The 24,326-nt window shown below is 39.3% G+C and carries 23 protein-coding genes; 20 read left to right on the forward strand and 3 right to left on the reverse strand.

Features of this window, described 5'->3' with window-relative positions:
- Nucleotides 1–2: 2 nt before the first annotated feature.
- Nucleotides 3–1,118 (reverse strand): histidinol-phosphate transaminase, encoded by a 1,116-nt coding sequence (gene hisC, locus LS74_RS04775; RefSeq protein WP_034585139.1) that lies wholly within the window; start codon nucleotides 1,116–1,118, stop codon nucleotides 3–5.
- A gap of 266 nt (nucleotides 1,119–1,384) precedes the next feature.
- Between hisC and LS74_RS04780 the strand changes: the two genes are divergently transcribed.
- The 11 genes from LS74_RS04780 to LS74_RS11280 all read left to right on the forward strand — a co-directional run bounded on the left by LS74_RS04780 (nucleotide 1,385) and on the right by LS74_RS11280 (nucleotide 11,753).
- On the forward strand, nucleotides 1,385–2,818 hold the full coding sequence (locus LS74_RS04780; RefSeq protein ID WP_138128856.1) for a phosphomannomutase/phosphoglucomutase: 1,434 nt from the start codon (nucleotides 1,385–1,387) through the stop codon (nucleotides 2,816–2,818).
- 9 nt (nucleotides 2,819–2,827) lie between these two features.
- Entirely contained in the window at nucleotides 2,828–3,868 is a 1,041-nt protein-coding gene (pyrC, locus tag LS74_RS04785; protein WP_034585128.1) for a dihydroorotase, read from the forward strand.
- On the forward strand, nucleotides 3,868–4,305 hold the full coding sequence (locus LS74_RS11265) for a glycosyltransferase (RefSeq protein ID WP_236096806.1): 438 nt from the start codon (nucleotides 3,868–3,870) through the stop codon (nucleotides 4,303–4,305). Before pyrC ends, LS74_RS11265 begins: the two co-directional genes overlap by 1 nt.
- Before the next feature lie 139 nt (nucleotides 4,306–4,444).
- Nucleotides 4,445–4,765: a glycosyltransferase family protein gene (locus LS74_RS11270; protein WP_236096807.1), complete on the forward strand. Its 321-nt coding sequence runs from the start codon at nucleotides 4,445–4,447 to the stop codon at nucleotides 4,763–4,765.
- Between the two features lie 18 nt (nucleotides 4,766–4,783).
- Entirely contained in the window at nucleotides 4,784–5,455 is a 672-nt protein-coding gene (locus tag LS74_RS04795; protein ID WP_052086353.1) for a glycosyltransferase family 10 domain-containing protein, read from the forward strand.
- A gap of 466 nt (nucleotides 5,456–5,921) precedes the next feature.
- Nucleotides 5,922–6,398: a glycosyltransferase family protein gene (locus tag LS74_RS04800; protein WP_034585131.1), complete on the forward strand. Its 477-nt coding sequence runs from the start codon at nucleotides 5,922–5,924 to the stop codon at nucleotides 6,396–6,398.
- Nucleotides 6,367–7,329 carry a glycosyltransferase family 4 protein gene (locus LS74_RS04805; RefSeq protein WP_236096808.1) on the forward strand — a complete coding sequence of 321 codons (963 nt, stop codon included), beginning with the start codon at nucleotides 6,367–6,369 and terminating at the stop codon, nucleotides 7,327–7,329. Before LS74_RS04800 ends, LS74_RS04805 begins: the two co-directional genes overlap by 32 nt.
- Nucleotides 7,310–7,507, forward strand: a complete 198-nt coding sequence (locus LS74_RS04810; RefSeq protein ID WP_138128858.1) for a hypothetical protein — start codon at nucleotides 7,310–7,312, stop codon at nucleotides 7,505–7,507. Before LS74_RS04805 ends, LS74_RS04810 begins: the two co-directional genes overlap by 20 nt.
- Complete coding sequence (locus LS74_RS04815) at nucleotides 7,459–8,496, forward strand: glycosyltransferase family 2 protein (RefSeq protein WP_034587257.1); 1,038 nt, start codon at nucleotides 7,459–7,461, stop codon at nucleotides 8,494–8,496. Before LS74_RS04810 ends, LS74_RS04815 begins: the two co-directional genes overlap by 49 nt.
- A 58-nt stretch (nucleotides 8,497–8,554) precedes the next feature.
- Nucleotides 8,555–9,721, forward strand: coding sequence for a glycosyltransferase family 2 protein (locus LS74_RS11710; protein WP_052086410.1), 1,167 nt, complete (start codon nucleotides 8,555–8,557; stop codon nucleotides 9,719–9,721).
- 34 nt (nucleotides 9,722–9,755) lie between these two features.
- Nucleotides 9,756–11,753 carry a glycosyltransferase gene (locus LS74_RS11280; RefSeq protein WP_052086412.1) on the forward strand — a complete coding sequence of 666 codons (1,998 nt, stop codon included), beginning with the start codon at nucleotides 9,756–9,758 and terminating at the stop codon, nucleotides 11,751–11,753.
- On the opposite strand, the gene hemW is transcribed toward LS74_RS11280, so the two are convergent.
- Nucleotides 11,739–12,881: a radical SAM family heme chaperone HemW gene (gene hemW / locus LS74_RS04830; protein ID WP_034587259.1), complete on the reverse strand. Its 1,143-nt coding sequence runs from the start codon at nucleotides 12,879–12,881 to the stop codon at nucleotides 11,739–11,741. The two genes, LS74_RS11280 and hemW, sit on opposite strands and share 15 nt — an antisense overlap.
- A gap of 110 nt (nucleotides 12,882–12,991) precedes the next feature.
- Between hemW and LS74_RS04835 the strand changes: the two genes are divergently transcribed.
- The 9 genes from LS74_RS04835 to LS74_RS04875 all read left to right on the forward strand — a co-directional run bounded on the left by LS74_RS04835 (nucleotide 12,992) and on the right by LS74_RS04875 (nucleotide 23,692).
- Nucleotides 12,992–13,486, forward strand: coding sequence for an RNA pyrophosphohydrolase (locus LS74_RS04835; RefSeq protein ID WP_034587261.1), 495 nt, complete (start codon nucleotides 12,992–12,994; stop codon nucleotides 13,484–13,486).
- Between the two features lie 69 nt (nucleotides 13,487–13,555).
- Complete coding sequence (locus LS74_RS04840) at nucleotides 13,556–14,761, forward strand: aspartate kinase (protein ID WP_034587262.1); 1,206 nt, start codon at nucleotides 13,556–13,558, stop codon at nucleotides 14,759–14,761.
- Nucleotides 14,762–14,774: 13 nt separating this feature from the next.
- Nucleotides 14,775–15,323 carry a HobA family DNA replication regulator gene (locus tag LS74_RS04845; RefSeq protein WP_034587263.1) on the forward strand — a complete coding sequence of 183 codons (549 nt, stop codon included), beginning with the start codon at nucleotides 14,775–14,777 and terminating at the stop codon, nucleotides 15,321–15,323.
- 7 nt (nucleotides 15,324–15,330) lie between these two features.
- Complete coding sequence (locus LS74_RS04850) at nucleotides 15,331–15,951, forward strand: DNA polymerase III subunit delta' (protein WP_034587264.1); 621 nt, start codon at nucleotides 15,331–15,333, stop codon at nucleotides 15,949–15,951.
- Nucleotides 15,948–17,147, forward strand: coding sequence for a dihydropteroate synthase (gene folP / locus LS74_RS04855; protein WP_034587266.1), 1,200 nt, complete (start codon nucleotides 15,948–15,950; stop codon nucleotides 17,145–17,147). The genes LS74_RS04850 and folP overlap by 4 nt, the downstream gene beginning before the upstream one ends.
- Entirely contained in the window at nucleotides 17,140–18,126 is a 987-nt protein-coding gene (locus tag LS74_RS04860) for a hypothetical protein (protein WP_034587268.1), read from the forward strand. The genes folP and LS74_RS04860 overlap by 8 nt, the downstream gene beginning before the upstream one ends.
- Nucleotides 18,127–18,209: 83 nt before the next feature.
- Entirely contained in the window at nucleotides 18,210–19,535 is a 1,326-nt protein-coding gene (locus LS74_RS04865; protein ID WP_138128860.1) for a TolC family protein, read from the forward strand.
- Entirely contained in the window at nucleotides 19,532–20,626 is a 1,095-nt protein-coding gene (locus LS74_RS04870) for an efflux RND transporter periplasmic adaptor subunit (RefSeq protein ID WP_034587752.1), read from the forward strand. Before LS74_RS04865 ends, LS74_RS04870 begins: the two co-directional genes overlap by 4 nt.
- Nucleotides 20,627–23,692 carry an efflux RND transporter permease subunit gene (locus LS74_RS04875; RefSeq protein ID WP_034587750.1) on the forward strand — a complete coding sequence of 1,022 codons (3,066 nt, stop codon included), beginning with the start codon at nucleotides 20,627–20,629 and terminating at the stop codon, nucleotides 23,690–23,692.
- Here the strand turns inward: LS74_RS04875 and LS74_RS04880 are convergent.
- Complete coding sequence (locus tag LS74_RS04880; protein ID WP_034587748.1) at nucleotides 23,689–24,168, reverse strand: hypothetical protein; 480 nt, start codon at nucleotides 24,166–24,168, stop codon at nucleotides 23,689–23,691. The two genes, LS74_RS04875 and LS74_RS04880, sit on opposite strands and share 4 nt — an antisense overlap.
- Between the last annotated feature and the right edge of the window lie 158 nt (nucleotides 24,169–24,326).

Genomic DNA, 24,326 nt, shown 5'->3' on the forward strand with positions numbered 1-24,326 from the left:
CCCTAACTATGATTTACAATATAAGCTTTCAAAAGCTCAAAAACACGCTCATTTTGCTTCTTTGTGCCAATGGTGATACGAAACGCATTGAGTCCATAGGAAGCAAGATTACGGATAATTAGCCCTTTTTGCAATAGCCACTGACATAAATGCGTAGAATCCACACCCTCACGCGATAAGGTTATAAAGTTTGCGTATGATGGGATAAAGTTAAAGCCATTCTCTCTAGCAAAAGATTCATAGTCTAGCATCTCCTTAGCATTTTGCTCCACACATTGAGCTACAAACTCGCTCTCTTGCAGGGCAGTAATGGCAGCTTGCAAACTTAAGGTTGTGATATTAAAAGGAGCGCGGACTTTATAAAGCATAGCAATAATTTTAGAATCTGCTATCCCATAGCCCACACGCATTCCGCCTAACCCATAGGCTTTTGAAAATGTTCCAAGATAAATGACATTTTCATATTTTTCTATAAGTCTATCCACGCAAAATGCCTTAGCCCTATCCTTATATGCGGCAAACTCTTGATACGCCCCATCAATGATAATGAGTGTATCTTTGTTAATTTTTTGTATAAACTGCTCCACAGATTCTGAATCTAGGCATTCCCCCAAAGGATTATTTGGCACACATAAAAATATCGCACTCACGCGTTTTCCACGCTCTAGTGTAGCACAATATAGAGATTCAAACTCTTCTAATTTATGCTCATCACTTGGCGTTTTACAAATCTCCACATTAGCAATCTTTGCATACACTTCATACATCGCAAAAGTTGTCTTTGCCATAAGCACACAGGCATTCTCGTGGTTAAGTGCCTGCATACAAAATTCTAAGATTTGATCGCTCCCAGCCCCAATGATAATATTGTGAGATTTTACGCTAAATTTAAACGCCAAAGCATTTTTTAGCTCAAACATAGAATCATCAGGGTATAAAGAAGCTTTATGTGCGTTTTGTTGTATCATTTCTATAACGCGTGGCGATGTGCCATAAGGATTTTCATTACTCCCAAGCTTAATAATCTCGCTTGGTTTGATACCAAACTCACGCACAACAAGTTCTATAGGCTTCCCTGCCTCGTATGTAACAACTTGCTCTAATGTTTTTTTAAACATATTTCCTCGCAAATGTGAAGTTGAATTTGTATATTCCCTTAACAAAAATCGCCTATTCTATCTTAAAACTTCTTAAGATTCTATGACTAAGTCAATTTTTCTTAAATGTTTGTTTCTTAATGCTTCCCTATTTATGTTTTATAGTGTTAGGTTTGAGTGGGGTTCAAAAACACACTTGATTTAACTTGCTTTGGGATTTGTAACAAAGTTTTGCTACAATAATGCCACGCGTTTTAGTTTCATACTTTCAACTTGCAAGGATTTATATGCAGCATATTTTTAGAGAATACGATATTCGCGGCATTTTTGAAAAGGACTTGAACCAACAAGTCGTTTTTAGCATAGGGGCGTTACTAGGACAGCATATTTTAGATTCAGCTTTAACACCTAAAGTGCATATTGGTTACGATGCTAGGACACATTCGCCACAGCTTTTTGAGTGGCTTTCCCTAGGCTTTGAGAGTGTAGGCGTTGAAGTGTTTAATCTAGGGCTTATTCCCACGCCTGTGGCGTATTTTGCCGCTTTTAATACTATAGATTCTATTACCTGTCCAAACTCTGTGATGATTACAGGCTCGCATAATCCCCCACAATACAATGGCTTTAAAATCACCATAAACAAAGCTCCTTTTTATGGAGAGCAAATCCGCACACTTGGGGCGAAACTCCCCACAATGCTAAAAAGCTTAGAATCTCAAGCCACTTTAGATTCTTATTCAAGCCGAGCAGATTCTAAAACTTCCGCACCCACCAAACTTAACGCCTTAGAGCATTATATCGCCTACTTGACACAACATTTTTCATCGCTTCAAAATTTCCCCTATCCCATCGCGGTAGATTGCGGTAATGGCGTTGGCGGAGTAGGCATAGAGCAGATTTTAGAAAATCTTAATATCCGCTACACACCGCTATTTTTTGAGCCAGATGGCACATTTCCTAATCACCACCCAGACCCAAGTGAAGAAGAAAATCTCCACGATTTAAAAGCAAAGATGAAAGAAGAGAATCTCCCCATAGGCATAGCCTTTGATGGCGATGCAGACCGCTTAGCATTGCTTACAAGCCACTATAACTACAAGGGCGATGAGCTTGCCATTTTATTTGCTAAAGATATGAAACGCCACTTTCTAAGCCCCATTGTCATAGGCGAAGTGAAATGCTCTCAAGTAATGTATGATGAGATTAATAAAATCGGTAAGGCGGTGATGTATAAAACCGGACATAGCAACCTAAAAGTTAAATTAAAAGAGCTAAACGCTCACCTTGCGGCTGAAATGAGCGGACATCTCTTTTTTAATGATAGATATTTTGGCTATGATGATGCTATTTATGCCTCTTTAAGAGCTTTAGAGCTATTTTTACATTATAGTCCAAGCGAAATGGAAAGCTTTATGCACTCCTTACCGCGTTTATACAGCACAGATGAAGAGAAGATTCACACCACTGAAACGCAAAAATTTGCTCTTATTAATGCGTTAAAATCCGCCTTGCAGTCTCCGCCAAGCGACTTTCCGCACATAAAAGACATTATTGATATTGATGGATTGCGTGTGATATTTGATAATGGCTGGGGCTTGATACGAGCGAGCAATACCACACCTGTGCTTGTTACACGCTTTGAAGCGACAAGTCAAAATGAGTGTGAAAGCTATAAAAATCATCTGCTTACTTTGCTTAAAAAAGTCCAAGATTCACAATAAAGGCACAAAATGACGCTTCATATCCAAAATCCACTTGATATGCACCTGCATTTGCGAGAAGGGGCTATGCTAGATTCTGTGCTACCTTTCACTGCTAAGGCCTTTAGTGCCGCCCTTGCTATGCCAAATCTCAAAACGCCCATTACCACAACCGCCCTTGCCCTTGAGTATAAAAAGCAGATTCTAGAATCTAGCACAAAATCTAACTGCAAGGACTTCACACCGCTTATGAGTATTTACCTTACACAAAGTTTAGATAAAGATGAGCTAGAAAAAGCACAAGCTAATGGCATTAGAATCTTAAAGCTTTATCCTAAGGGGGCGACCACAGGCAGTGAAAATGGTGTGAGTGAGATTTTAGACAATAAAACGCTAGAGATTTTTGCTTTGGCTGAAAAGCTAGGCTTTATCCTATCTATCCACGGGGAGAGCAATGGCTTTTGTATGGATAGGGAGTTTGAGTTTTTGGAAGTCTTTAAGCACATCGCTACAAGCTTCCCCAAACTCCGCATTATTATAGAGCATATGAGCGATAGACGCTCACTTGAAGCCATAGAATCTTATGAAAATCTTTACGCTACGCTGACTTTGCACCATATCAGTATGAATTTGGACGATGTCTGCGGGGGTATGCTTAATCCACATCATTTTTGCAAACCTATGCTAAAAACCAAAAAAGACCAGCAAGCCCTGTTGCATTCTGCCCTAAATGCCCACCCCAAAATAAGCTTTGGCTCGGATTCTGCCCCACATTTAGAATCTGTCAAGCTTAGCTCCAAAGGGGCAGCAGGGATTTTCTCCGCCCCTGTTTTACTCCCTGCTTTAGCTCAACTCTTTGAAGAACATAATAAACTAGAAAATCTCCAAGCCTTTGTGAGCGATAGGGCATTTGAGATTTATGGGCTGGATTCTAAAAATATTCCGCAAAAAAGCGTTAAGCTAGTAAGAGAATCTAGCAAGGTGCCAAGCAACATTAACATTCCCCTTGATAATATGGGCGATATTGTGCCGCTTTTTGCCGATAAGATTTTACAATGGAGACTAGATTAATGCAGCTCCCGCTCATCTCTGTTGTTACGGTTGTTTATAATGATATAGCCCATATTGTAGAAACAATGGATTCTGTGGTGGGACAGGACTATCCGCATATAGAATATATTATCATTGATGGGGCAAGTAGTGATGGCACGAGAGAAAAGATTATGGAATATATCGCTTCAAATGCGGTTGTGGATTCTAAAAAATGTGAAGAGCAAAAGGATAGAATCTACCTTGAAGCCACACATAAAGAAAAGGGGCTTTGCTTTAAATTCCTAAGTGAGGCTGATAGTGGAATCTATGATGCGATGAATAAAGGCATAGATCTCGCCACTGGAGAGTGGTGTAACTTTATGAATTGTGGGGATAGGTTTTATAATTCCCACACGATACTTGAGCTTTTCACACGCTTCTTTGTAATGCACGGGGGGGGGGGCAGCTCATCATAATTTTGCTAACTTTATCATCTATGGCGATACACAAATTATCTATGATAAAAAACATTCTAAGATTCTCTACGCCTCCACAAAGCCCCACAAATATCATCATCGCTTTATTCACCAATCTGCCTTTATCGCCACTTCTCTTATGCAAAGCTATCATTATGACACAAGCTTTAAAATCGCAGGGGATTCTGACTTTTTTGCCAAAGCCTATAATAATGGAGCAAACTTCATTTATATCCCCCTTACTGTCTCAAGCTTCAATGTTGAAGGCATAAGCTCAAGTCTATCGTGGCAAATGTTTAAAGAAGACTGCCAAATCGGCTATAAATACAACTGCTTGTTTCCCATATTTCACGCACTCAAATATATGTTTTGGGTAATCCCACGCGTATGTATTCGCAATGCCATTCCAGCCAATCTCCGTAGCCAAGCTAGAATCTTGCTTGGTAAAAAGACAAACTAGCACTTAAAAAGGATAAAAATGCAAGACATAAAAAAACATATCCATATCCACTTTACTGACTTTGGGGATATGCAAGGCATTCAACAAAAAATCTGCTATATCCTACAAAAGCACTTTATCATTACCTTTGAAAAGAAAAATCCGCAATATCTATTTTATTCCGTCTTTGGCAGCGAGCATATCAAGTATGATTGTGTGCGGATTTTCTATACAGGCGAAAACATTACACCAAATTTCAATATCTGCGACTATGCCATAGGCTTTGATCATATCAGCTTCCTAGATCGGTATTTACGCTATCCACTTTATCTTTTCTACGAGCAAGATACGGCAAAAGCAATGAATAAACACAACAATATAGACCTATCAATTTTGCAGAGCAAAACACGATTTTGTAACTTCATAGTCAGCAATGGCAATGCCGATCCTGTGCGAGAATCGGTATTCCGTGCATTATCTGCGTTTAAAAAGGTAGATTCTGGCGGCAAATATTTGAATAATATCGGTAGCCCCATTGCTGATAAATTCGCCTTTCAAAGTGAATGTAGATTTTCACTTTGTTTTGAAAACTCTTCCACGCCCGGATATGTGACCGAAAAGCTTATCCAAGCCGCTGCTGCACAGACTATCCCTATCTATTGGGGAGATACACAAGCAGACAAAGAGATATGTAATGGGGGGGGGGTATAAACAAAAAAGCCATTATTAATGCACATAATTTCCCTACCATAGAATCTCTAATCGCCCATATTAAAACCATAGAATCTGATACAAATACTCAACTTGCCATACTCAAAGAGCCATTATTTTTAGATCCAAATCATATTGAGTATTTTGAAAGCAAACTGCAAGATTTCTTACTACACATTTTTAATCAGTCTTATGAGAAAAGTTTTAGAAGAGGCAGGGCTTGTTTGCGACTTTTTGAAGAGCAAAATTACAAACGCTATATGGCAATTTTAGCTATCTTTAAACAAGCTAAAAGCATCTTAAAATACAAGCTAAAAGCATCTTAAAATATTGTAAAACCAAGCTAGAACATATCAAACAACACCTTTAGCAAACACATTCCCCACAAGCAAATATTCAATAAGACTTATTTTAAGTGAGATTTGCTACAATCACAACCCACAAATTAGAAACCATAGGGACATAGATGAAAGAAAATCAAGCCCACAATATAAGTGCCATTTACGGAAATACAATGTTTTGCTTAAGTCAAAACCATAGCAAGATTCCACGCATAAAAAGCAATCCCGCTTATCGTATGCCCTTTTGTCATCAAAGCGTGTTTGTCAAAACTTCATTGCTTCAACAATATCACTTTGATACAAGCTTTAAAATTTGTGCTGATAACGCCTTTTTCACAAGCATTTATAACAAAGGGCAGCGATTTTGCTATATTGATATGATTGTAAGCATATATGACGCCTATGGGCTTTCATCAAAGCCAAGTTGGCAGTATTTCAAAGAAGAAGTCCGCATTATTGCTAGATACAACATTTTTTACCTTCTGCCCTTTTGCTTGAAATATCTCTCTATGGTTATCAAATTTAGTATAAAATCTATCCTACCAAAAGAATTAGCCTTAAGGATTCAAAGTGTCTATAACGCAAAACAGCACACAAAATAACTTGCCAAAAAAAGTCCTTGTAGCTTCCTTGACACGCAAGGGCGGAGGATTTGAGCATTACACTATTTCTATATTAAAACATTTTAGCCTACCCTACACCATATATCAAAGCAAATATGTGAATATTGAAAGCAAAATCCCCCACGCCAAAACAATGATAACCTACACCAACAAGCTCACATTTGCACTCAACTCCCTTTTTATCCTGCCCCTTATATTTATCAAACTTTGTTTCATCGCAAGGCGGTATGATGTGCTCTATCTGCCACATTTTCATTTTTGGAATCTTGCCTTTATCCTTGCTTTTAGACTTCATAATAAGCCTGTTGTGCTTACAGAGCACGATGGAATCGTGCATTTAGGCGATGAGCTGCCCTTGCAACAAACTCTCATCAATGCGTGTATCAAGCACTCTACACACATCATCTTTCTTACCTATTATGTCAAGTCCCTTGTATCCCCAAAACTTTTACAAAATAAACATATATCCATCATACCCCACGGCATTTTTGCCTTTGATGGTCTGCATACTAAGCCAAAATCTTTCACGCATAAGCCTACTTTGCTATTTTTTGGACGAGTGAGTAAATATAAGGGCATAGAGTTGCTATTACAGGCTATAAACACGCTCCCTGAAGATTCATTTAATAAGCTCATTATTGCTGGAAAAAGTAGCTATCAGTATGATACAAGCAACCTTAAAGAATCTATGAGAAAAAAAATAGAAATTATTGATGCCTTTCTCTCACAACAAGAAATTATTACACTTTTTAATCAAGCCCATATTCTCATTATGCCCTATTTAGAGGCTAGTCAAAGTGGTGTAGCCGCCGTGGGAATCGCCAATGCTATGCCTACAATCTGCACCGATGTCGGCGGCTTAAAAGAGCAATTTATTTTAGCAAATAGCAATGGGGGGGGGGGCAGATGATAAACTCTGTGCCATCATTTGCCAACCCAATGCCAATGACCTTGCTTCTTGTATTTTACATTTATCAAAGGATAAAATCCTTTATAATACCCTTAGCCACGACCTTACTCTTTTGGCGGAAAGCTTAAAATGGCACAACATCTCCGCCCAGATTCAAAAGGTCATTCAAACAGCCTAACCCCACTTATATCCATCATTATCCCCGTCTATAATGTAGAATCTTACATCGCTCGTTGTTTAGATTCTTGTATCCACCAAACCTTGCGTAATATTGAGATTATCATCGTTGATGACTGCGGAAGTGATGATTCTATACAAATCGCACAAGACTACGCCCACAAAGACCCTAGAATCCACATTATCCACAATGAAAAAAATCTAGGCACTTTTCACGCTAGGGCAAATGGCATACGCCACGCTCAAGCGGAGTTTTGTATGTTCGCTGACCCTGATGATTTTCTTACGCCTAAAGCTTGTGAAATCGCCTACAACACAATCACCCATCACAAAGTTGATATGGCACATTTTTCCATTGCTTATGAGCCAAAAAGCCTAAAACGCATTAAACCCATTGTCCATAATGGCATACTCAAAGATGATAAAATGCGTCTCTTTCTCAGCGGGGGCAACAACACACAAAGCCTATGCGACAAAATCTACAAAACCTCCATTTTGCTTGCCTCTCTTAAAAAGCTTGATTTTTTCACACCACCGCTTAATATGCTTGAAGATGGGCTGCTTGTGCTTGTAGCAAGTATGGAATCTACAAGCTATTTTGGCATAAACGATACACTATATTTTTATTGCCACAATCCAAGCTCAATCACCAAACGCAAAGATCCTAAAACTTTTACGCTCAAACAGCAACATTTTGATAAACTCCTTTCAATCACTCAAAAGCTTCTATCTCTATACCCTAATCACACCCCACTGCTTACCAAATACCGCCACAAAGTCGCCTCCACGCTTATGATAGAGAGCAGGGACTTTAGCCATAATGAGTTTTATACCTCACTGCAAATCCTCCACAAACACGGCTTAGATAAACACTTTGATTTACCACCCTATATAAAATCCACGCTGCTTTCATTGCGTTATGCTTTTAGATGGCAGAATCTTATCCGCCTTCTTGCATTTATCGGCAGTTTTGGTAAAGTGCGGTTATAAAAACTATGCTAGAATCCCAAAACTTCAAAACCATAAACTTAAATAATGGAGTATCTTTGTGGAATCTATCTCCCAGCCTTTCATCTCTATCATTATCCCCACTTATAATGTGGAATCTTATATCGCTCGTTGTTTAGATTCCTGTATAAATCAAACCTTACACAACATTGAAATTCTAGTCATAGATGATTGTGGGAGCGATGATTCTATAAAAATAGCTCAACGCTATGCGGATAAAGATAGCAGAATCCGCATTATCCATAATGAAAAAAATCTCGGCACATTCCAAACACGCATACAAGGTATCAAACACGCAAAAGGTTCTTATATCGCATTTTTAGATGCTGATGATTATTTGCATTTACAAGCCTGTGAAGCACTGCATAGACACACTACACTACACAACGCCGATATTTTGCACTTTAAAGCTCACTATCCAGCAAACCCAAACACACCACTTCTAGCCAAGCTTACACATTATATCCGCTATATACTCCCTACTCGCTTTAGCAAAGCCCCTTTATATAACGAGCAAATCGCTTATAACTTCTTTTTAGATTCCAAGCAGTTTCCTAAATTTACGCTATGGGATAAATGCTACAACACCACGCTTTTACGCCAAGTTTGTAAGTGCTTCACAGATTCTAGCTTCACACCCATCGTAGCTGATGATATGCTATTTTTCCTAGCGATTGTCGCCATTGCCAAAAGTTATACAAGCATTGATAAACGCTTATATTTTTATTGTTTAAACGCTCAATCAAGTATGCAAGCCCCCAGCAAAAAACAGCGTAGGATAGATAGCTTTGCCTATGTCGCCAATGCTTTGCATTCTTTAAGGCTAGATTCTAGCCTTTTGCCTAAAATCGCTGAAACTATGAGCAAAAATCTCGCCGCACTCATTATCTTAGAATCACGCTTGAGTAGAATGCACGGGGGGGGGGATATAGCAGAATCTCAACACAACTCTACATCGCATTCTGTGGCTACGCGACAATCCTTGCAAGATTCTTTACACTCCACGCAAATGACCGAGATTCTAGCTCCGCTTATGCCCCTTGTGGAATCCGAGCTTATCCCAGCGCCCAAGATTCCAAAATATATGCGTTATATCCACTCACAATACTTGCTCTCCTGCATATTGTCATTGCAATATTGGAATCGCTGCCTTACTTATATCCGTATGCTTATCTATACCCTAAGCCTAGGCAGAGTCAAGCTCTAAATCTCTTTAATCTCATTATCCTAAAGGCACACCAATGTCTTTAGGGATAAAACATTTTAAACTCCCTAGATTCCAGCTCTTAGGGGCAAGTGATTGTGAAAATCCTAGCGCGATAAGTGGGAAGCAGATTCTAGAGTGGCAAAAGCAAGGCATTATAGAGTATCTAGGCAGCACACAAGATGTCCGCCCATTTTTAGAATCTAGCTCTTGTGTGGTGCTGCCAAGCTTCTATAAAGAAGGTGTGCCTAGGGTGTTGCTAGAAGCGATGAATATGGGTAAACTTATCATCACCACAAATATCGCAGGTTGTAAGGAGTGTGTCGCTCCGCCTTTCACACCTTATAAAAATCTTCTTATCGGGCAAAATGGTATCCTTATCCCACCAAAAGATGTGAATGCCCTAGCCCTAGCTATCTCTTTGCTTATCTCAAACAAACTTCCATATACACTTACACTCGCCCAAATGGGAGCAAATGCTAGAGCGTTTGTGAAAGGGCGTTTTGATATAGCGCGGATTATTGATACATATGTTGAAAAAGCCTTAGAATCCTCTTTTGCTGTGGCAAATTCGGTTTTCAACCCAAATTCCAGATTGCTTTGCGATACACCTTTCCAAGGGGGGACAGGGGGGCTTGAATTGCGAAGTCACCCCTTACACCCCCCAATCCCCAGACAACGCTTTCAAAGCAGCACACTAAAGTGTGCAACCATTGATTTTATGGATTCTGCTAACGCAGAATCTCACAATAAAAACGCCGCAAATATAAGCGAATCCACCAGCCAAAAGCCAACGCCAAAAACCAGCAAAACCCAATCACCCACAAAGCTAGTGTTTGTGAGTAACACTTGCTTTGGAATGTATAACTTCCGCCTCCAAGTCCTAAAGTCCTTGCAAAAAAGCGGCTTTGCTATCCATATCATCGCCCCTTTTGACTCTAGCACAAGATCTTTAGAGCAAGAAGGCTTTAGCACACATAATCTCTACTTAGATTCTAGATCCCTTAATCCGCTAAAAGACTTCCGCACCATCACTATGCTCCACAAACTTCTAAAGCAAATACGCCCAGCCCTAGTGTTTAACTACACGATAAAACCAGCCATTTACTCTTCAAGCGTGTGTAATTTCCTAAAAATCCCAAATATCGCGCTCATCACGGGACTTGGCTATGTGTTTATCAACGATAAGGGCAAAAATTGCAGTATAAAAAAGCGTGTGCTACGCTCTATCGTATGCCTTATGTATCGCTTCGCCCTTAAAAAAACGCAAGAAGTGTGGTTTTTAAACAATGATGATAAGCAAGAATTTTTATCATATAAGTTAATTAAACAAAATCAAGCCTTTTTGCTTGATAGTGAGGGGGTGGATACGGAGTATTTTTCCCCTAAAAACAGCGATGTCAAAGCACAGGAGCAAGGAGAAATAGTCTTTTTACTCATCGCTAGAATGCTATGGGATAAAGGCGTGGGCGAGTTTGTAGAAGCCGCAAAAATGGTGCAAGAATCTATGAAAGAAGCTAATAAAGTAGAATCTAATGGGGGGAAACTATCGTTTGTATTCCCACTTAAAATCCGCTTCCAACTTTTGGGAGCTAGTGATTGTGAAAATCCTAGCGCGATAAGTGGGAAGCAGATTCTAGAGTGGCAAAAGCAAGGGATTATAGAGTATCTAGGCGCAGCAAGCGATGTCCGCCCATTTTTAGAATCTAGCTCTTGCGTGGTGCTGCCAAGCTATAGAGAAGGGGTAAGTGTGAGTTTGCTAGAGGCTATGAGTATGGGCAAACCCATCATCACAAGCAATGCAAGTGGCTGCAAGCATTTAGTAAGAGAGTTTGACAATGGCTGCTCTAATGGCTTTTTGTGTGAAGTGCGTGATGCAAAATCCCTAGCAAATGCTATGCGAGAGTTTATCGCCTTAGATTCCACCACAAGGGAGATAATGGGGCAAAATGCAAGGGATTTTGTGTGTGAAAACTATAATATCCAACGCATTATTGACACTTATCACCACGCCTGTGTTTCACGCTCTAGCTAATAGCCACAAAGCTATCTCATCGCTCAAAAATAGCTCATTTGCGACTAAAAAATCTTCACTCTTTTCTTTGCGTATATGGCATTTGCCCCCACTAAGTAAGAATCCTATATGCTTTTCCATCGCCACTTTGTCTATAAACAACTCTTCCAAAACGCTCATCTTAACACCCATAGCACAACGCAACCCAAGCATAATATTTTCCATACATAAATCCCTTTGGCTTAAAGCTTCAACGAGCCTTTTGCGTGGTGTTTTTATATAATTTACTAATTGCGGATACGCTTTCATTCGCCTATTGCCAAGCCTCCCTACAGCTCCAGCCCCACAGCCTATGTATTCTTTGCCCTGCCAATAGCCTAGATTATGTTTGCATTGCTTAGAATCTCCATTTGGCTTAGAATCCGCCCCCAACTTAGAATCTTTAGCATAGTTTGACACTTCATATTGATAAAATCCCGCCTTTTCTAGCAACTCCCTAGCAAAAAAGCAAAAGTCATCTTTAGATTCTAAATCTTGTGAAAAGCGTTTGGAATCTAGGGCAAAGCGTGAGCCTTCATCAATACTTAAAGCATAGACAGAAATGTGCGATATAGGCAGATTCAGGGCGTTTGTAATATCAGCTTCAACTATCTTTTTAGAATCTAGGGGCGTATTTGTGATAAGATCACAGCTCACATTCTTAAACCCCGCACTGAAGGCATATTCCACATTTAACGCAATATCTTTTGCTTTGTGTTCCCTTTGTAAAAAGGCAAGTTTGTTTTCATCAAAGCTTTGAATCCCAACACTCAAGCGATTTGCCCCAAGCGAAAGCAAGTCTTTACACCACGCAAGATTGAGTAGATTCACATTGCATTCAAGGCTAATCTCGCAATCCTTAGCCACACTCGCATTTGTATAAATACTCTCAAAAATCTCATCATAATACTTAGAATCTAAAAAATTTGGCGTCCCACCACCAAAAAAAATAGAAGTGATACTCTGCGTATTGCCCCTAAGGCTATTGCGTATATCTTCACGCAATGCCCTAACATACGCCTCTATCTCACCTTCTCTATCCACAAAAGAATTAAACGCACAATACCCACACTTGCTAGAGCAAAAAGGTATATGAATATAAAGTAACATTTTTTATCCTTCATATATTGTAAATACTTATAGATTCTCTTCTTACTTCATTATTAGGCATTATACCTTATAATACCGAGCAAAATGGTAAGACAAAAAAGGCTATGAGTATGGATTCAAACACAACACAGGGTAATGAAGCAAAAAAATATCGTCCAAATGTCGCTGCTGTGCTACTCTCAAGCGTGTATCCTAGGGAATGTCGCTTTTTCATCGCCCAACGCTGTGATATTAAGGGGGCGTGGCAGTTTCCACAAGGTGGGATTGACGAGGGAGAAAGCCCTAGGGAAGCCCTTTTTAGAGAGTTAAGAGAGGAGATTGGCACTGATGAAGTAGAGGTGCTCAGTGAATGTCCGCATTGGATTCAATATGACTTCCCAAAAACAATGGCAAAAAAAATGTATGTGGGCTTTGCAGGGCAGATTCAAAAATACTTCCTTGTGCGACTAAAAAATGATAATGCGATAAATATCCAAACAGAACACCCCGAATTTGACAAATATGAGTTTGTATCCCAAAAAGGCTTGTTTGAAAGGGCAACGCACTTTAAAAAAGAAGTGTATAAACAGGTGCTGGGGCATTTCAAAAAAGAAGGTTATCTTTAATTTTAAGCAAGAAGATTCTATGATTGCGGACTTATTTTACACACTAAGGATTATAATGCAAGGATTGTTATGCTAGTTGTGCAGAAATATGGTGGCACAAGTATGGGGGATTGCGATAGGATAAGCAATGTCGCCAAACGCGTCTTACAGAGCAAAGCTCAAGGACATAGCCTTGTTGTTGTGGTAAGTGCGATGAGTGGGGAGACAGATAGGCTCATTAACTTCACACAGCATTTTACCCCACTGCCAAATACGCGTGAAGTAGATATGGTGCTAAGTTCCGGGGAGCGGGTAACTGCCGCTCTTTTAGCCATTGCTTTAGAATCTATGGGGGTTAAGGCTATTTCGCTAAGTGGGCGAGGAGCTGGGATAATCACTGATGAGTTTCACACAAAAGCACGGATTGAATACATTGATACCACAAAAATTTTTCATCTTTTAAATCAAGATTATGTCGTAGTCGTGGCTGGATTTCAAGGGATAAGTCAGCACGGAGAAGTAACGACACTTGGACGGGGAGGGAGCGATCTATCAGCCGTGGCGATAGCTGGGGCATTAAACGCATCTGTATGTGAGATTTATAGCGATGTAGATGGAATCTACACAACCGACCCACGCATTGTCAAAAACGCAAAAAAGCTAGAAAAAATAAGCTATGATGAAATGCTAGAGCTTGCGTCTATGGGGGCAAAAGTCCTGCTTAATCGCTCTGTGGAACTAGCTAAAAAGCTCAATGTCAAGCTCATCTCGGCAAGTTCTTTTAGTCAAAGTGAAGGCACACTGATTACCAAAGAGGAGGACATTATGGAAAAACCAATCGTTAGTGGCGTGGCATTAGATAAGAATCAAGCACGAGTAAGCCTTGCTGATGTGCAAGATCGCCCGGGCATTGCTGCGGATATTTTTGGGCTTTTGGCTGATAATAATATTAATGTAGATATGATTGTCCAAACCATAGGACGCGATGGCAAAACCGATATTGACTTTACAATCCCAAAAACTGAAGTCGCTCTCACACAACAAGTGCTTGAAAAATTTAAAGATGATTTTGGCAGCATAGAGTATGATAATGACATTGCTAAAGTCTCTATTGTAGGGGTAGGTATGAAATCTCACTCTGGGGTAGCTAGCACGGCTTTCAAGGCGTTAGCAGAAGATAATATTAACATTATGATGATAAGCACAAGTGAAATAAAAATCTCAATGATTATTAACGCAGAGTTTGCAGAGACAGCAGTGCGGAAGATTCACAGCGTATATCGCTTAGAAGAATAAAAGCGGAGAATCTATGGAGAATATCAGTGATTGGTTTTTAAATACGATTCGCAATGATGAAAAAAATGGCATTACAAGCGGTTGGCTTGAAGAAAAGCGATTTTTAGTCCTGCCAAATATGACAAGGACCTTGAAGCATATCCTTCAAGGTGGTAGTGTCATAGTCCTTACAGACGAGCAAAGAGAGTGGTTTGGGGACTATATCATCACACATATCAATCAGCATCACAAGGGGCGTCCGTTTTTTCCCATCGTGCAAATAAAACACTTGCACGATATGATAGATTCTAGCAGCAAAGATGGCGGTATGCAGGGCTTTATGCCGCTTATCAATATGCTTGAGATGATGTATAGTAACTACCATTTTTGGTATATTGGCAAAAAAAATGCTCGCTCAGAATTTGCTAAACACAATCAGCAAGGTTGGCATTGGATTTTTGATGAAAATGATATTTTTAGCTCCACTGATGAGAAGCTAGACTACAAATTACTCAATCTTTTTAAGCTCTTTGATAGGGCGATTCTAGCGGCAATGCTTGATAAAATATCACTTGATATTTAGGGCAAATATGATAGGTATCATTCACATCACACAGCATTTTGCCCCACTCATTGAAGAGCTTGTTTTGGGCTATGAAGAGCAGTATGTTGAAGTATTTGAAAGAGAAGATTTTAAGATTGATGATGCAAAGGAAGTCATCACACAAAGCTACCTTACACGCGAGAAACAAAGCCTTATAATCCTAGCAGCAAACAAATACAATCACGCCGCACAAAATGCCCTGCTTAAAATCATTGAAGAGCCACCTAGCAAGATTCAATTTATCCTTATAGCAAAAAACAAAAATGCCCTATTGCCTACAATCCGCTCAAGAATGCGTATCATCACACATAAAAGCCACTTAGAGCTACCACCCTTTGCCCTTAATGTAAAAAAGCTTAATCTCCAAGAGATTTATCATTTTTGCAAACAAAATGAGGGTAAAGCCCCAAGCAAGGAAGAAACAAAACTCCAAATAGAATCTTTGCTTTTTGCATTAAGTGAGACAAAGATTAAACTCACACAAAGAGAGCTAAGCCTATTTGATACAGCCATTAAGCTTAATCAAAATGACGCCACAGAAAAGCATAACTACATTTTCCTGCCTCTACTGCTTAGAATCTACCAAAAACAAAAGAGCCTACAATGAAAACACAAGAAGTAAGAGTGCAAAAAATCAATACCCACGCCATTCCACAAGCCATAAAACAAGTAGGTGCGGATAGAATCGGGCAGAAAATTATGAGTAAAAAGTCCCAGATTCTAGGCTTTGAGATTAAGGATTTAAGCTTTGAAGCTTTAAATATTTTAAAACAAGAAGCTTTAAGCATTGGCGGGGATTGTGCCACACCGAGAGGCTGCATCAAACATCAGGGCGAGAAAAAAGCTATCCTTATAATGACACACGCTCAACTTGAAAAGCTTATCCACAAGCTTGCCTACCAGCCCTTTGGGCTAAAAGAGCTAAGGCTCAAGCTTAAAGCCCATTTAGATTCTATACCTTGTCATACTGAGCGGAGCGAAGTATCTCATAAAGAATCTAAAGCAGATTCTCAAATACGCGCTAGTGTTATGGCGATTGTCAATGTAACGCCTGATAGCTTTTATGCTAGTTCGCGTAAAGACACACAAGGAGCAAAGGATAGAATCCACGCCCTTTTAGCAAAAGAAGTAGGCATTATTGACATTGGCGGGGCGAGTTCTCGTCCGGGCAGTGAGCTTATAGATTCACAAAGTGAGATTATGCGATTAAAGCCCGTGATTGAGTATATCCACACAAACAAGCTTTATGAAAAAGCAGAATTTAGCATAGATACTTATAATCCTAAGACGGCTGATTATGCCCTAAGCAAGGGCTTTACAATCATTAATGATATTAGCGGTTTTGCAGATGAAGAGATGTTTAAAGTCGCACAAAAGCATAAGGCCAAAGTGATACTTATGCACTCCAAAGGCACACCAAAGACAATGCAGAATCTCACGCAATATGATGATATTTTTGCCGAAATAGACAGCTTCTTTGCAGAAAAAATAGAAAAATGTAAAGCTTATAATATAGAAAAGATTATCCTTGATATTGGCTTTGGCTTTGCAAAAACTACACAGCAGAATCTTGCGTTGATTAAGCATTTATCGCATTTTTTGCACTTTGGATTCCCATTGCTTGTAGGGGCTAGTCGCAAAAACACCATAGGAGAAATTACCGGTAGAGACACACAAGATAGACTAGCAGGGAGCTTGGCACTGCATTTATGTGCGTTGCAAAATGGAGTGAGTATCCTGCGTATGCACGATGAAGATTCACATATTGATATGGTAAAAATCTATAAGGCTTTGTATGAATGATGTAAATGACATAAAACAAGTGAAAGCCTTTCTGCTTCGCCAAGGGCACACACAAGAGGAACTTGACAGACTTGAGCAAGATGATATGATAAAGCTCTATGAAAAAGACACCCGCGAGAATACCCTTAATTTTTTAAACTATATGAATGAAGATGAATTTGTCGTAACAAGCACACTTGATGAGGCTGATATTGGTGAGCTTAAGCTCAAAGTCTGTGAAAATGCCAAAGACACACTTGCCCTTATTGATGTGATCAAGGGGGGATTTGATGATTTTAGCTATACGGATATTGCTGATATTTTAACGCTAAGTATCAAAAATGTATCTGCTCATAAATTGCAGAGAATCTTGCGGATTGCCTATCGTGAGTTTCAAGAAATTTTGCTTGATAGGATTGCTAAACACCTTAAAGAACTGCCCATTGAAGAATACAAAGTAATGATGAATCACTATGAAAAAATCCGCAACGACACGCACAGACTACAAAATACAATCCAAGAGTTAAGTGATGAGACAAAAAAACAGCAAATTCTTGATATGGCACATTTTAAATTGCGTATTGTCAAAAATTTTATGTCTAAAAATATCTTTAATGACACTTATAAAGAATATCTCAACAACACACCAGAAAAGCTTCAGCTTGTTGCTGAAGTCCTATCCTTAACAGGAATGTATTCTAAGAATTATCTTAAAAATCTTCCCACAGAAGAGTTAGAAGATATGAGAGATAAGCTCATTGAAGACAAGAAGCAAGATGAACGCGACCAAAAAATCTTCACGCAATACACACAAATGCTTGATGAATCTATGTATGGTTCAGATGAGCAGGAATTTAGCGATGTGTGTGTGAAGATTATCACAAGCCTTAATCAAAAGCAGATTCTTATGATTAGCGAATACCTAAACGCTAAGAATCCTGTATATGTCAATCGCTTCAACACCCTTTTGCGAGACTTTAAGAAAAGTTTAAAACATTAAAATGTAAAAAAAATGTAAAACATTATCAAAAATGTGAAAAAATACTCTATAATAAACCCCCAAAAATCAATAAGGACATTCTAATGAAATATCTTTACGCCCTATTCTTGTGCGTAAGCTTTATATATGCAGATTCTGAATTTGTAGATTTTAACAAGCTTGAAGAAGAATTCCATATCCACACGCCCAAAAATAAACAAACACTGAATCTTAATGAGTTTATAGAACGCGTTGAGAAAAATTCTATCAACCTTGCCAAATCTCGTGCTTTAACCCAAAGCCTTTTGTATGAGGGCAAGGCAATGCGATCGTGGAATGCAAGCTATGTAGATGCAGAGACTAGTCAAGTCAAATCACCAAGTGGGGGCAAAGAGCTTGAAAATACCATTTTGCTTATGCTGACACCGCGTCTGCCGTGGGTAACCTACACTCTAGCACAAAGCTACCAAAATAAGATTCTAAGGCAGGAGAAGTCTTATGAGCTTACCAAACGCCTAGCGCTTATCACCGCGAAGCGTTTGTATTTAGACTACCTTGTTTTAAAAGAGCAGCACCAAATCTACACAAACCGCTATGAAAATGCCAAAAATCAGCTCAAAATCTCGCAAGTGCAGTATGAAGCCGGACGCATAAGCAAATCACAATACCTTTTCTTTAAAAGCGATTTTTTAGCTACAAAAGTAGCCCTTAAAACTTCGCATACTGATATGATAAACGCCCTAAATGCACTGAAAGTCATTTTAGGCATTACCACGCAGGATAGCGATTTAGTCGTTGATGGTTTGGAGTTTGCGTTTTTGCAATTTGATAATGCTAACCTTGAAAAGCACCTAGCCCAGAATCTCTACCTTGACATCATTGCCCTTGATGTAAAAGATTATCAATATAGTGCAAGTGTCGCTTCACAATCGCGGTTTGATAGTATTGAGATTGGCGGGGGCGTTGTGGCTTCAGAATCAAGTGAAGGCATTGTTGCAAAAGTTAAGATTCCCATTCCACTGACGACAAAATATGGCAATCAAAAGGCAATGTATCTTGCCTTGCAAAGTGGCTCTATACGAGAAGGTGAGATTCTAAAAGATTCTTTATTGACTAATGCCAACTCCTACCTAGCACAGCTTGATAATAAAAAAGAGATTATAGCCCTAGCAAAAGATAATGAAAATAATCGTGCCGAGCTTAGCGAAATTGCGCGCATTGGCTATGAAGCAGGAAAAACAAGTGCGTTTGAGTATTTGAGCGTGAAAAATGAACATCTCAACTCTATGATTGCCACCACTCAAGCAAAACGCGATTATGTCCAAACACTCGCCAAACTAGAAGAAACACTGAGTTCCGTGCTCAATCTCACTGAAGCTAAAGAGTCGCAAATAAAACCCCACATCAACACATCTAAGGAGCAAAAATGAATCCTATTAAATCCCTTTGGCTGCTTCCAGCACTGCTTATACATTTTGCTTTTAGTTTTGAAGAAATTGCAATCTCTCAAGAAGAAATTGCCAAAAATGGTATAAAAGTTATTGCTCTCAATCAAGCTTTTAACACTAAAGGCGTGCCCTTTAATGCGCTTATCGACTTTGATGATAAAACTTCAAGCACACAAAGCTCAAGTTTTAATGCTATTGTGGTAAATATTTATAAGCGCGAGGGTGAGAGTGTCAATGAGGGAGATTTAATCTGCGATATTAGCTCTAATGACTTAAGTGCGATGTTTTTTGAACTTACCAATGCCCAAGAACGTCTTAAAATTGCCTCCGAAAACGAACGCAAAGATAAATCACTCTATAAAGCTGGTGTTATCTCAAAACGTGAATACCAGCTTAGTTACCTCGCTATGAACGAATTGCGTTTAAAACTCAATGAAATCAAATCAAAGCTAGATTTATTGGGTATTGACCCAAATTTTATTAAAAATGGTGCTCAAGGAAAATATGGCTTTCCAGTTGTTGCAAAAGCTTCTGGAATCTTATCCGTGGCTCCAAAGCAAAGTGGGGAGAAAATAGAGGCTTTTACACCTTATGTGAGAATCTCAAAAAATACAGAAAAAACAAGCAACAGCCTACTTGGACGCATTAAGATTCCACTTCATCTCTCGCATAATATCCAAAAAGGTGCGCCACTTTTTGATGATGATGGCAATAAAATCGGCGAGATTGAAGCCTTATCAGTTGTGATTGATAAGGTATCAAATACTATTCTTGCCACCGCAAATATCCGTGATACCAATCTCAAAGTGGGCGAGATGATTGAAGTATATATTGATGGATTGCTGCCTAAGGGGACTATTCTTATCCCCTCATCTGCGGTTATAAAAAATGGCAACGATTATCTTATTTTTGTCCAAACAGCCAAAGGATTTAAGCCAACAAAAATTGAAAAAGTAGAAGAGCGAGATAATAGCTTTGTGATTAACCCAAAAGGGCTAAATAATCAAATGAAAATTGCCACAGGTAATATTATAAGCCTTAAAGGTATGATGGACGGGCTTGGGAGACAATAGATGTTAGCAAAAATTATTGAATTTTCCCTACGACAACGAATGATTGTTATCCTTAGTGCGATTATGCTTTTTATATTTGGGACATATTCCTTTCTTACAATTCCCATTGATGCTTTTCCTGATGTATCTTCTACGCAAGTAAAAATCATTCTCAAAGCACCAGGAATGGCACCAGAAGAAGTTGAAAATCGTGTCGTGCGTCCTTTGGAGCTAGAACTGCTTGGTTTGCCAAATCAAAAAAGTCTGCGTAGTCTTTCAAAATATGGAATCGCTGATATTACTATTGATTTTAATGATGGCACAGATATTTATCTGGCTAGGAATATGGTCAATGAAAAGCTCTCAATGGCTATGGGCGATTTACCTTCCGGCGTGAGTGGGGGACTAGCACCGATTGTAACGCCTTTGAGCGATATGTTTATGTTTACTATTGAAAGCACTGATGATTCTATCTCTGAAGTGCAAAAACGCCAGCTCCTTGATTTTACCATCCGCCCAGCATTGAGAAATATCAAAGGTGTAGCTGATGTCAATCGCCTAGGGGGCTATGCCAAAGCCATTGCGATTGTGCCGGATTTTGATGATATGGCACGACTTGGAATCACTATCAGTGATTTGGAGCAGGTGTTAGAAGCAAATCTTAAAAATGACGGGGCTGGACGCGTATCACGCGATGGAGAGAGCTTCCTTGTAAAAATACAAACAGGCTCTACAAACATAGAAGAGATTAAAAGCATTCCCATTATCACAAAGTTTGGATTCGTGCGTGTGGGGAATTTCTGCGATGTGATTGAAAGCCATATGACTCGACTTGGGCTTACAACTATTGATGGCAAAGGAGAAACAACTCTAGGTTTAGTGCTTTCTCTCAAAGGCGCAAACTCGCGCGATGCAATCGCCGAAATTAAAGTAAAACTAGAAGAACTCAAAGCCGAATTACCTCAAGGCACAGAACTCCGAGTATTTTATGACCGATCCGAACTCACACAAAAAGCAGTCAATAATGTTATCAAAACCCTTGCTGAAGCTGTGGTGCTCATTGTAATTTTGCTCTTTTTATTTTTGGGTGATGTGCGCGCAGCTGTTGCTGTGAGTGTAATTTTGCCCCTTTCCATAGCTATAGCCTTTGTAATGATGCGCCATTATGGCATTTCTGCAAACTTAATGAGTCTTGGCGGACTTGCCATTGCAGTTGGTATTTTAGTAGATTCTGCGGTTGTTATGGTTGAAAATGCCTTTGAAAAACTAAGTCTTACCAAAAACTCGCCAAAGCTCCACACTATTTACCGCTCCTGTAAAGAAATCTCTGTGTCTGTATTCAGTGGAATTCTCATCATTATTATCTTCTTTGTCCCAATTCTTACGCTTGAAGGTTTGGAGGGCAAATTTTTTGTTCCCTTAGCTCAAACGATTGTATTTGCTCTTCTGGGCTCATTAACACTCTCTATGACAGTAATCCCTGTGGTAAGCTCTTTTGTTTTAAAAGCTACTCAACACCACGAGACAAAACTCACACAATTTTTTCATAAGATGTATGCGCCTATGCTCAATTTTGCCCTTACAAAAACAAAACTCTTGCTTGTAGGTGCTGCATGCTTCCTTGTTTTTAGCTTCTCACTTTTTCCCTTCATCGGAAGTGCTTTTATGCCCACTCTCCAAGAGGGCGACCTTGTGCTTAATATAGAATCTAGCCCCTCTATTTCTTTGGAGCAAAGTCGTGATGTAATACTTTTAATGCAAAAAGAACTCTTAGCGCGTGTGCCAGAGATTAAAAGTATTGTTGGGCGAACAGGAGCTGATGAAGTGGGGCTTGACCCGGCAGGCTTTAACCAAACTGATGCATTTATATCCTTTAAGCCAAAGGAACAATGGCAAGCCAAAAATATGGAAGAAGTAGAAGATAAAATTCGTGATATCATTAGCGAATTTAAAGGTATGAATATTGCTCTTGTGCAACCAATTGATATGAGAATCTCGGAAATGCTTACAGGTGTGCGCGGGGATTTAGCGATTAAAATCTTTGGTTTAGAAATTGAAAAACTCAATGAATTAAGCGCTCAAATTGTAGATATTCTTAAAGACATTCGCGGTTCATCAGAGGTTTTTACTACCTTCAATAAAGGAGTAAATTATCTTTATGTAACACCTTGGCATTCTGTGATGGCAAATACAGGCATCTCTAGTGATGAATTTACAAAATTTATGCGCTCTAGCTTAGAGGGCATTATGGTAACATATATTCCTCAAGGTTTTGCAAGAATCCCCGTCATCATTCGCCAAGATTCCGATATTGCCTCTGATATTACTAAACTTAAAAGCCTACAAATGAGTTCTCCTGATGGCAATTCCGTGCCCATTAGCTCAATAGCCGATATTGAAGAAATTGATGGACCTGTGCAGATTCAAAGGGAGCAAAGTAAGCGGTATAGCGTTGTGCGGAGCAATGTCATAGGGCGAGATTTAGGAGGCTTTGTGGAAGAGGCAAAGCAGAAAATCGCCGCACAAGTGCAGTTGCCAGAGGGCTATTCTATCACTTATGGTGGGCAGTTTGAAAACCAACAGCGTGCAAACAAGCGGCTTTCAACCGTTATTCCACTAAGCATTTTAGCTATCTTTTTTATCTTATTTTTTACCTTTAAATCCATTCCTTTATCTTTGCTGATTTTGCTCAATATCCCATTTGCCGTTACCGGTGGGCTTATCTCGCTCTTTATCTCAGGCGAATACATCTCCGTCCCAGCATCTGTTGGCTTTATCGCCCTTTTTGGAATCGCCGTGCTTAATGGTGTTGTGATGGTGGGCTATTTCTTACAGCTTTTAAAAGAGGGGTATGATCTTAATGATGTTGTGGTGATTGGAGCGAAACGGCGGTTGCGTCCGGTTTTGATGACAGCATTTATCGCCGGACTTGGGCTTATCCCTATGCTTTTATCCACAGGTGTTGGAAGCGAAGTGCAAAAGCCCCTAGCGGTGGTGGTGCTAGGGGGGCTTGTTACCTCTTCAATGCTTACACTGCTTATTCTCCCACCACTTTTTAGAATCGTGGTGCGAAAATTTGGAATCTAGGCAAAATCGCCTAGAGTGGCGTTAAGCTTTTGACACAGGGTTAGATTTTTAGGCAAAGATTCTAGGTTTTTTTGTTTAAACTCTACAAAGCCTAGATTTGTAATCGCACTAAATTCTACAAACACGCATTCTTCAGCATTTAAATCTATGGCGATATTTTTAGCTCTAAAATGCTTTTGTAAAGATTCTAGCTTGCTAGCATTATTTTCTAGTTTCTCGCTCTCTATATACATTACCCCGCTCCAAAATCCCCCAGCAAAATAGCCCATAACCACGCTAAATCCGGGCTTTTCTTGCGGCTGACATATCATATAATATTCCGCCATTTCACTATCTTGGCATATTTTAAGCGAACAATTTTGCCTTTTTAGCTCATCGCTTAACACATTAAGACATAACCGCAAGATCTCATCTTGTGCAATTATCATCTCACACGCCATATCTAACACCTTTGCGTTTAATACATTTTGCTGCATACGCACTCCTTTTTTAGAAAATTCATCTTTGCTTTACAAAGACAAGTGAAGTATAAAAAGTAAAGGCAAATATTACTTTTTTAATATTTTTAATAAAAATTAAGCAAAATCTGTGGGTATAAAAGTAACATTGTAGATAAGAATCTAATGGTGATTTT

This window comes from Helicobacter magdeburgensis (genome assembly GCF_000765825.2).
In the GTDB taxonomy this organism is placed as follows: Bacteria; Campylobacterota; Campylobacteria; order Campylobacterales; family Helicobacteraceae; genus Helicobacter_C; species Helicobacter_C magdeburgensis.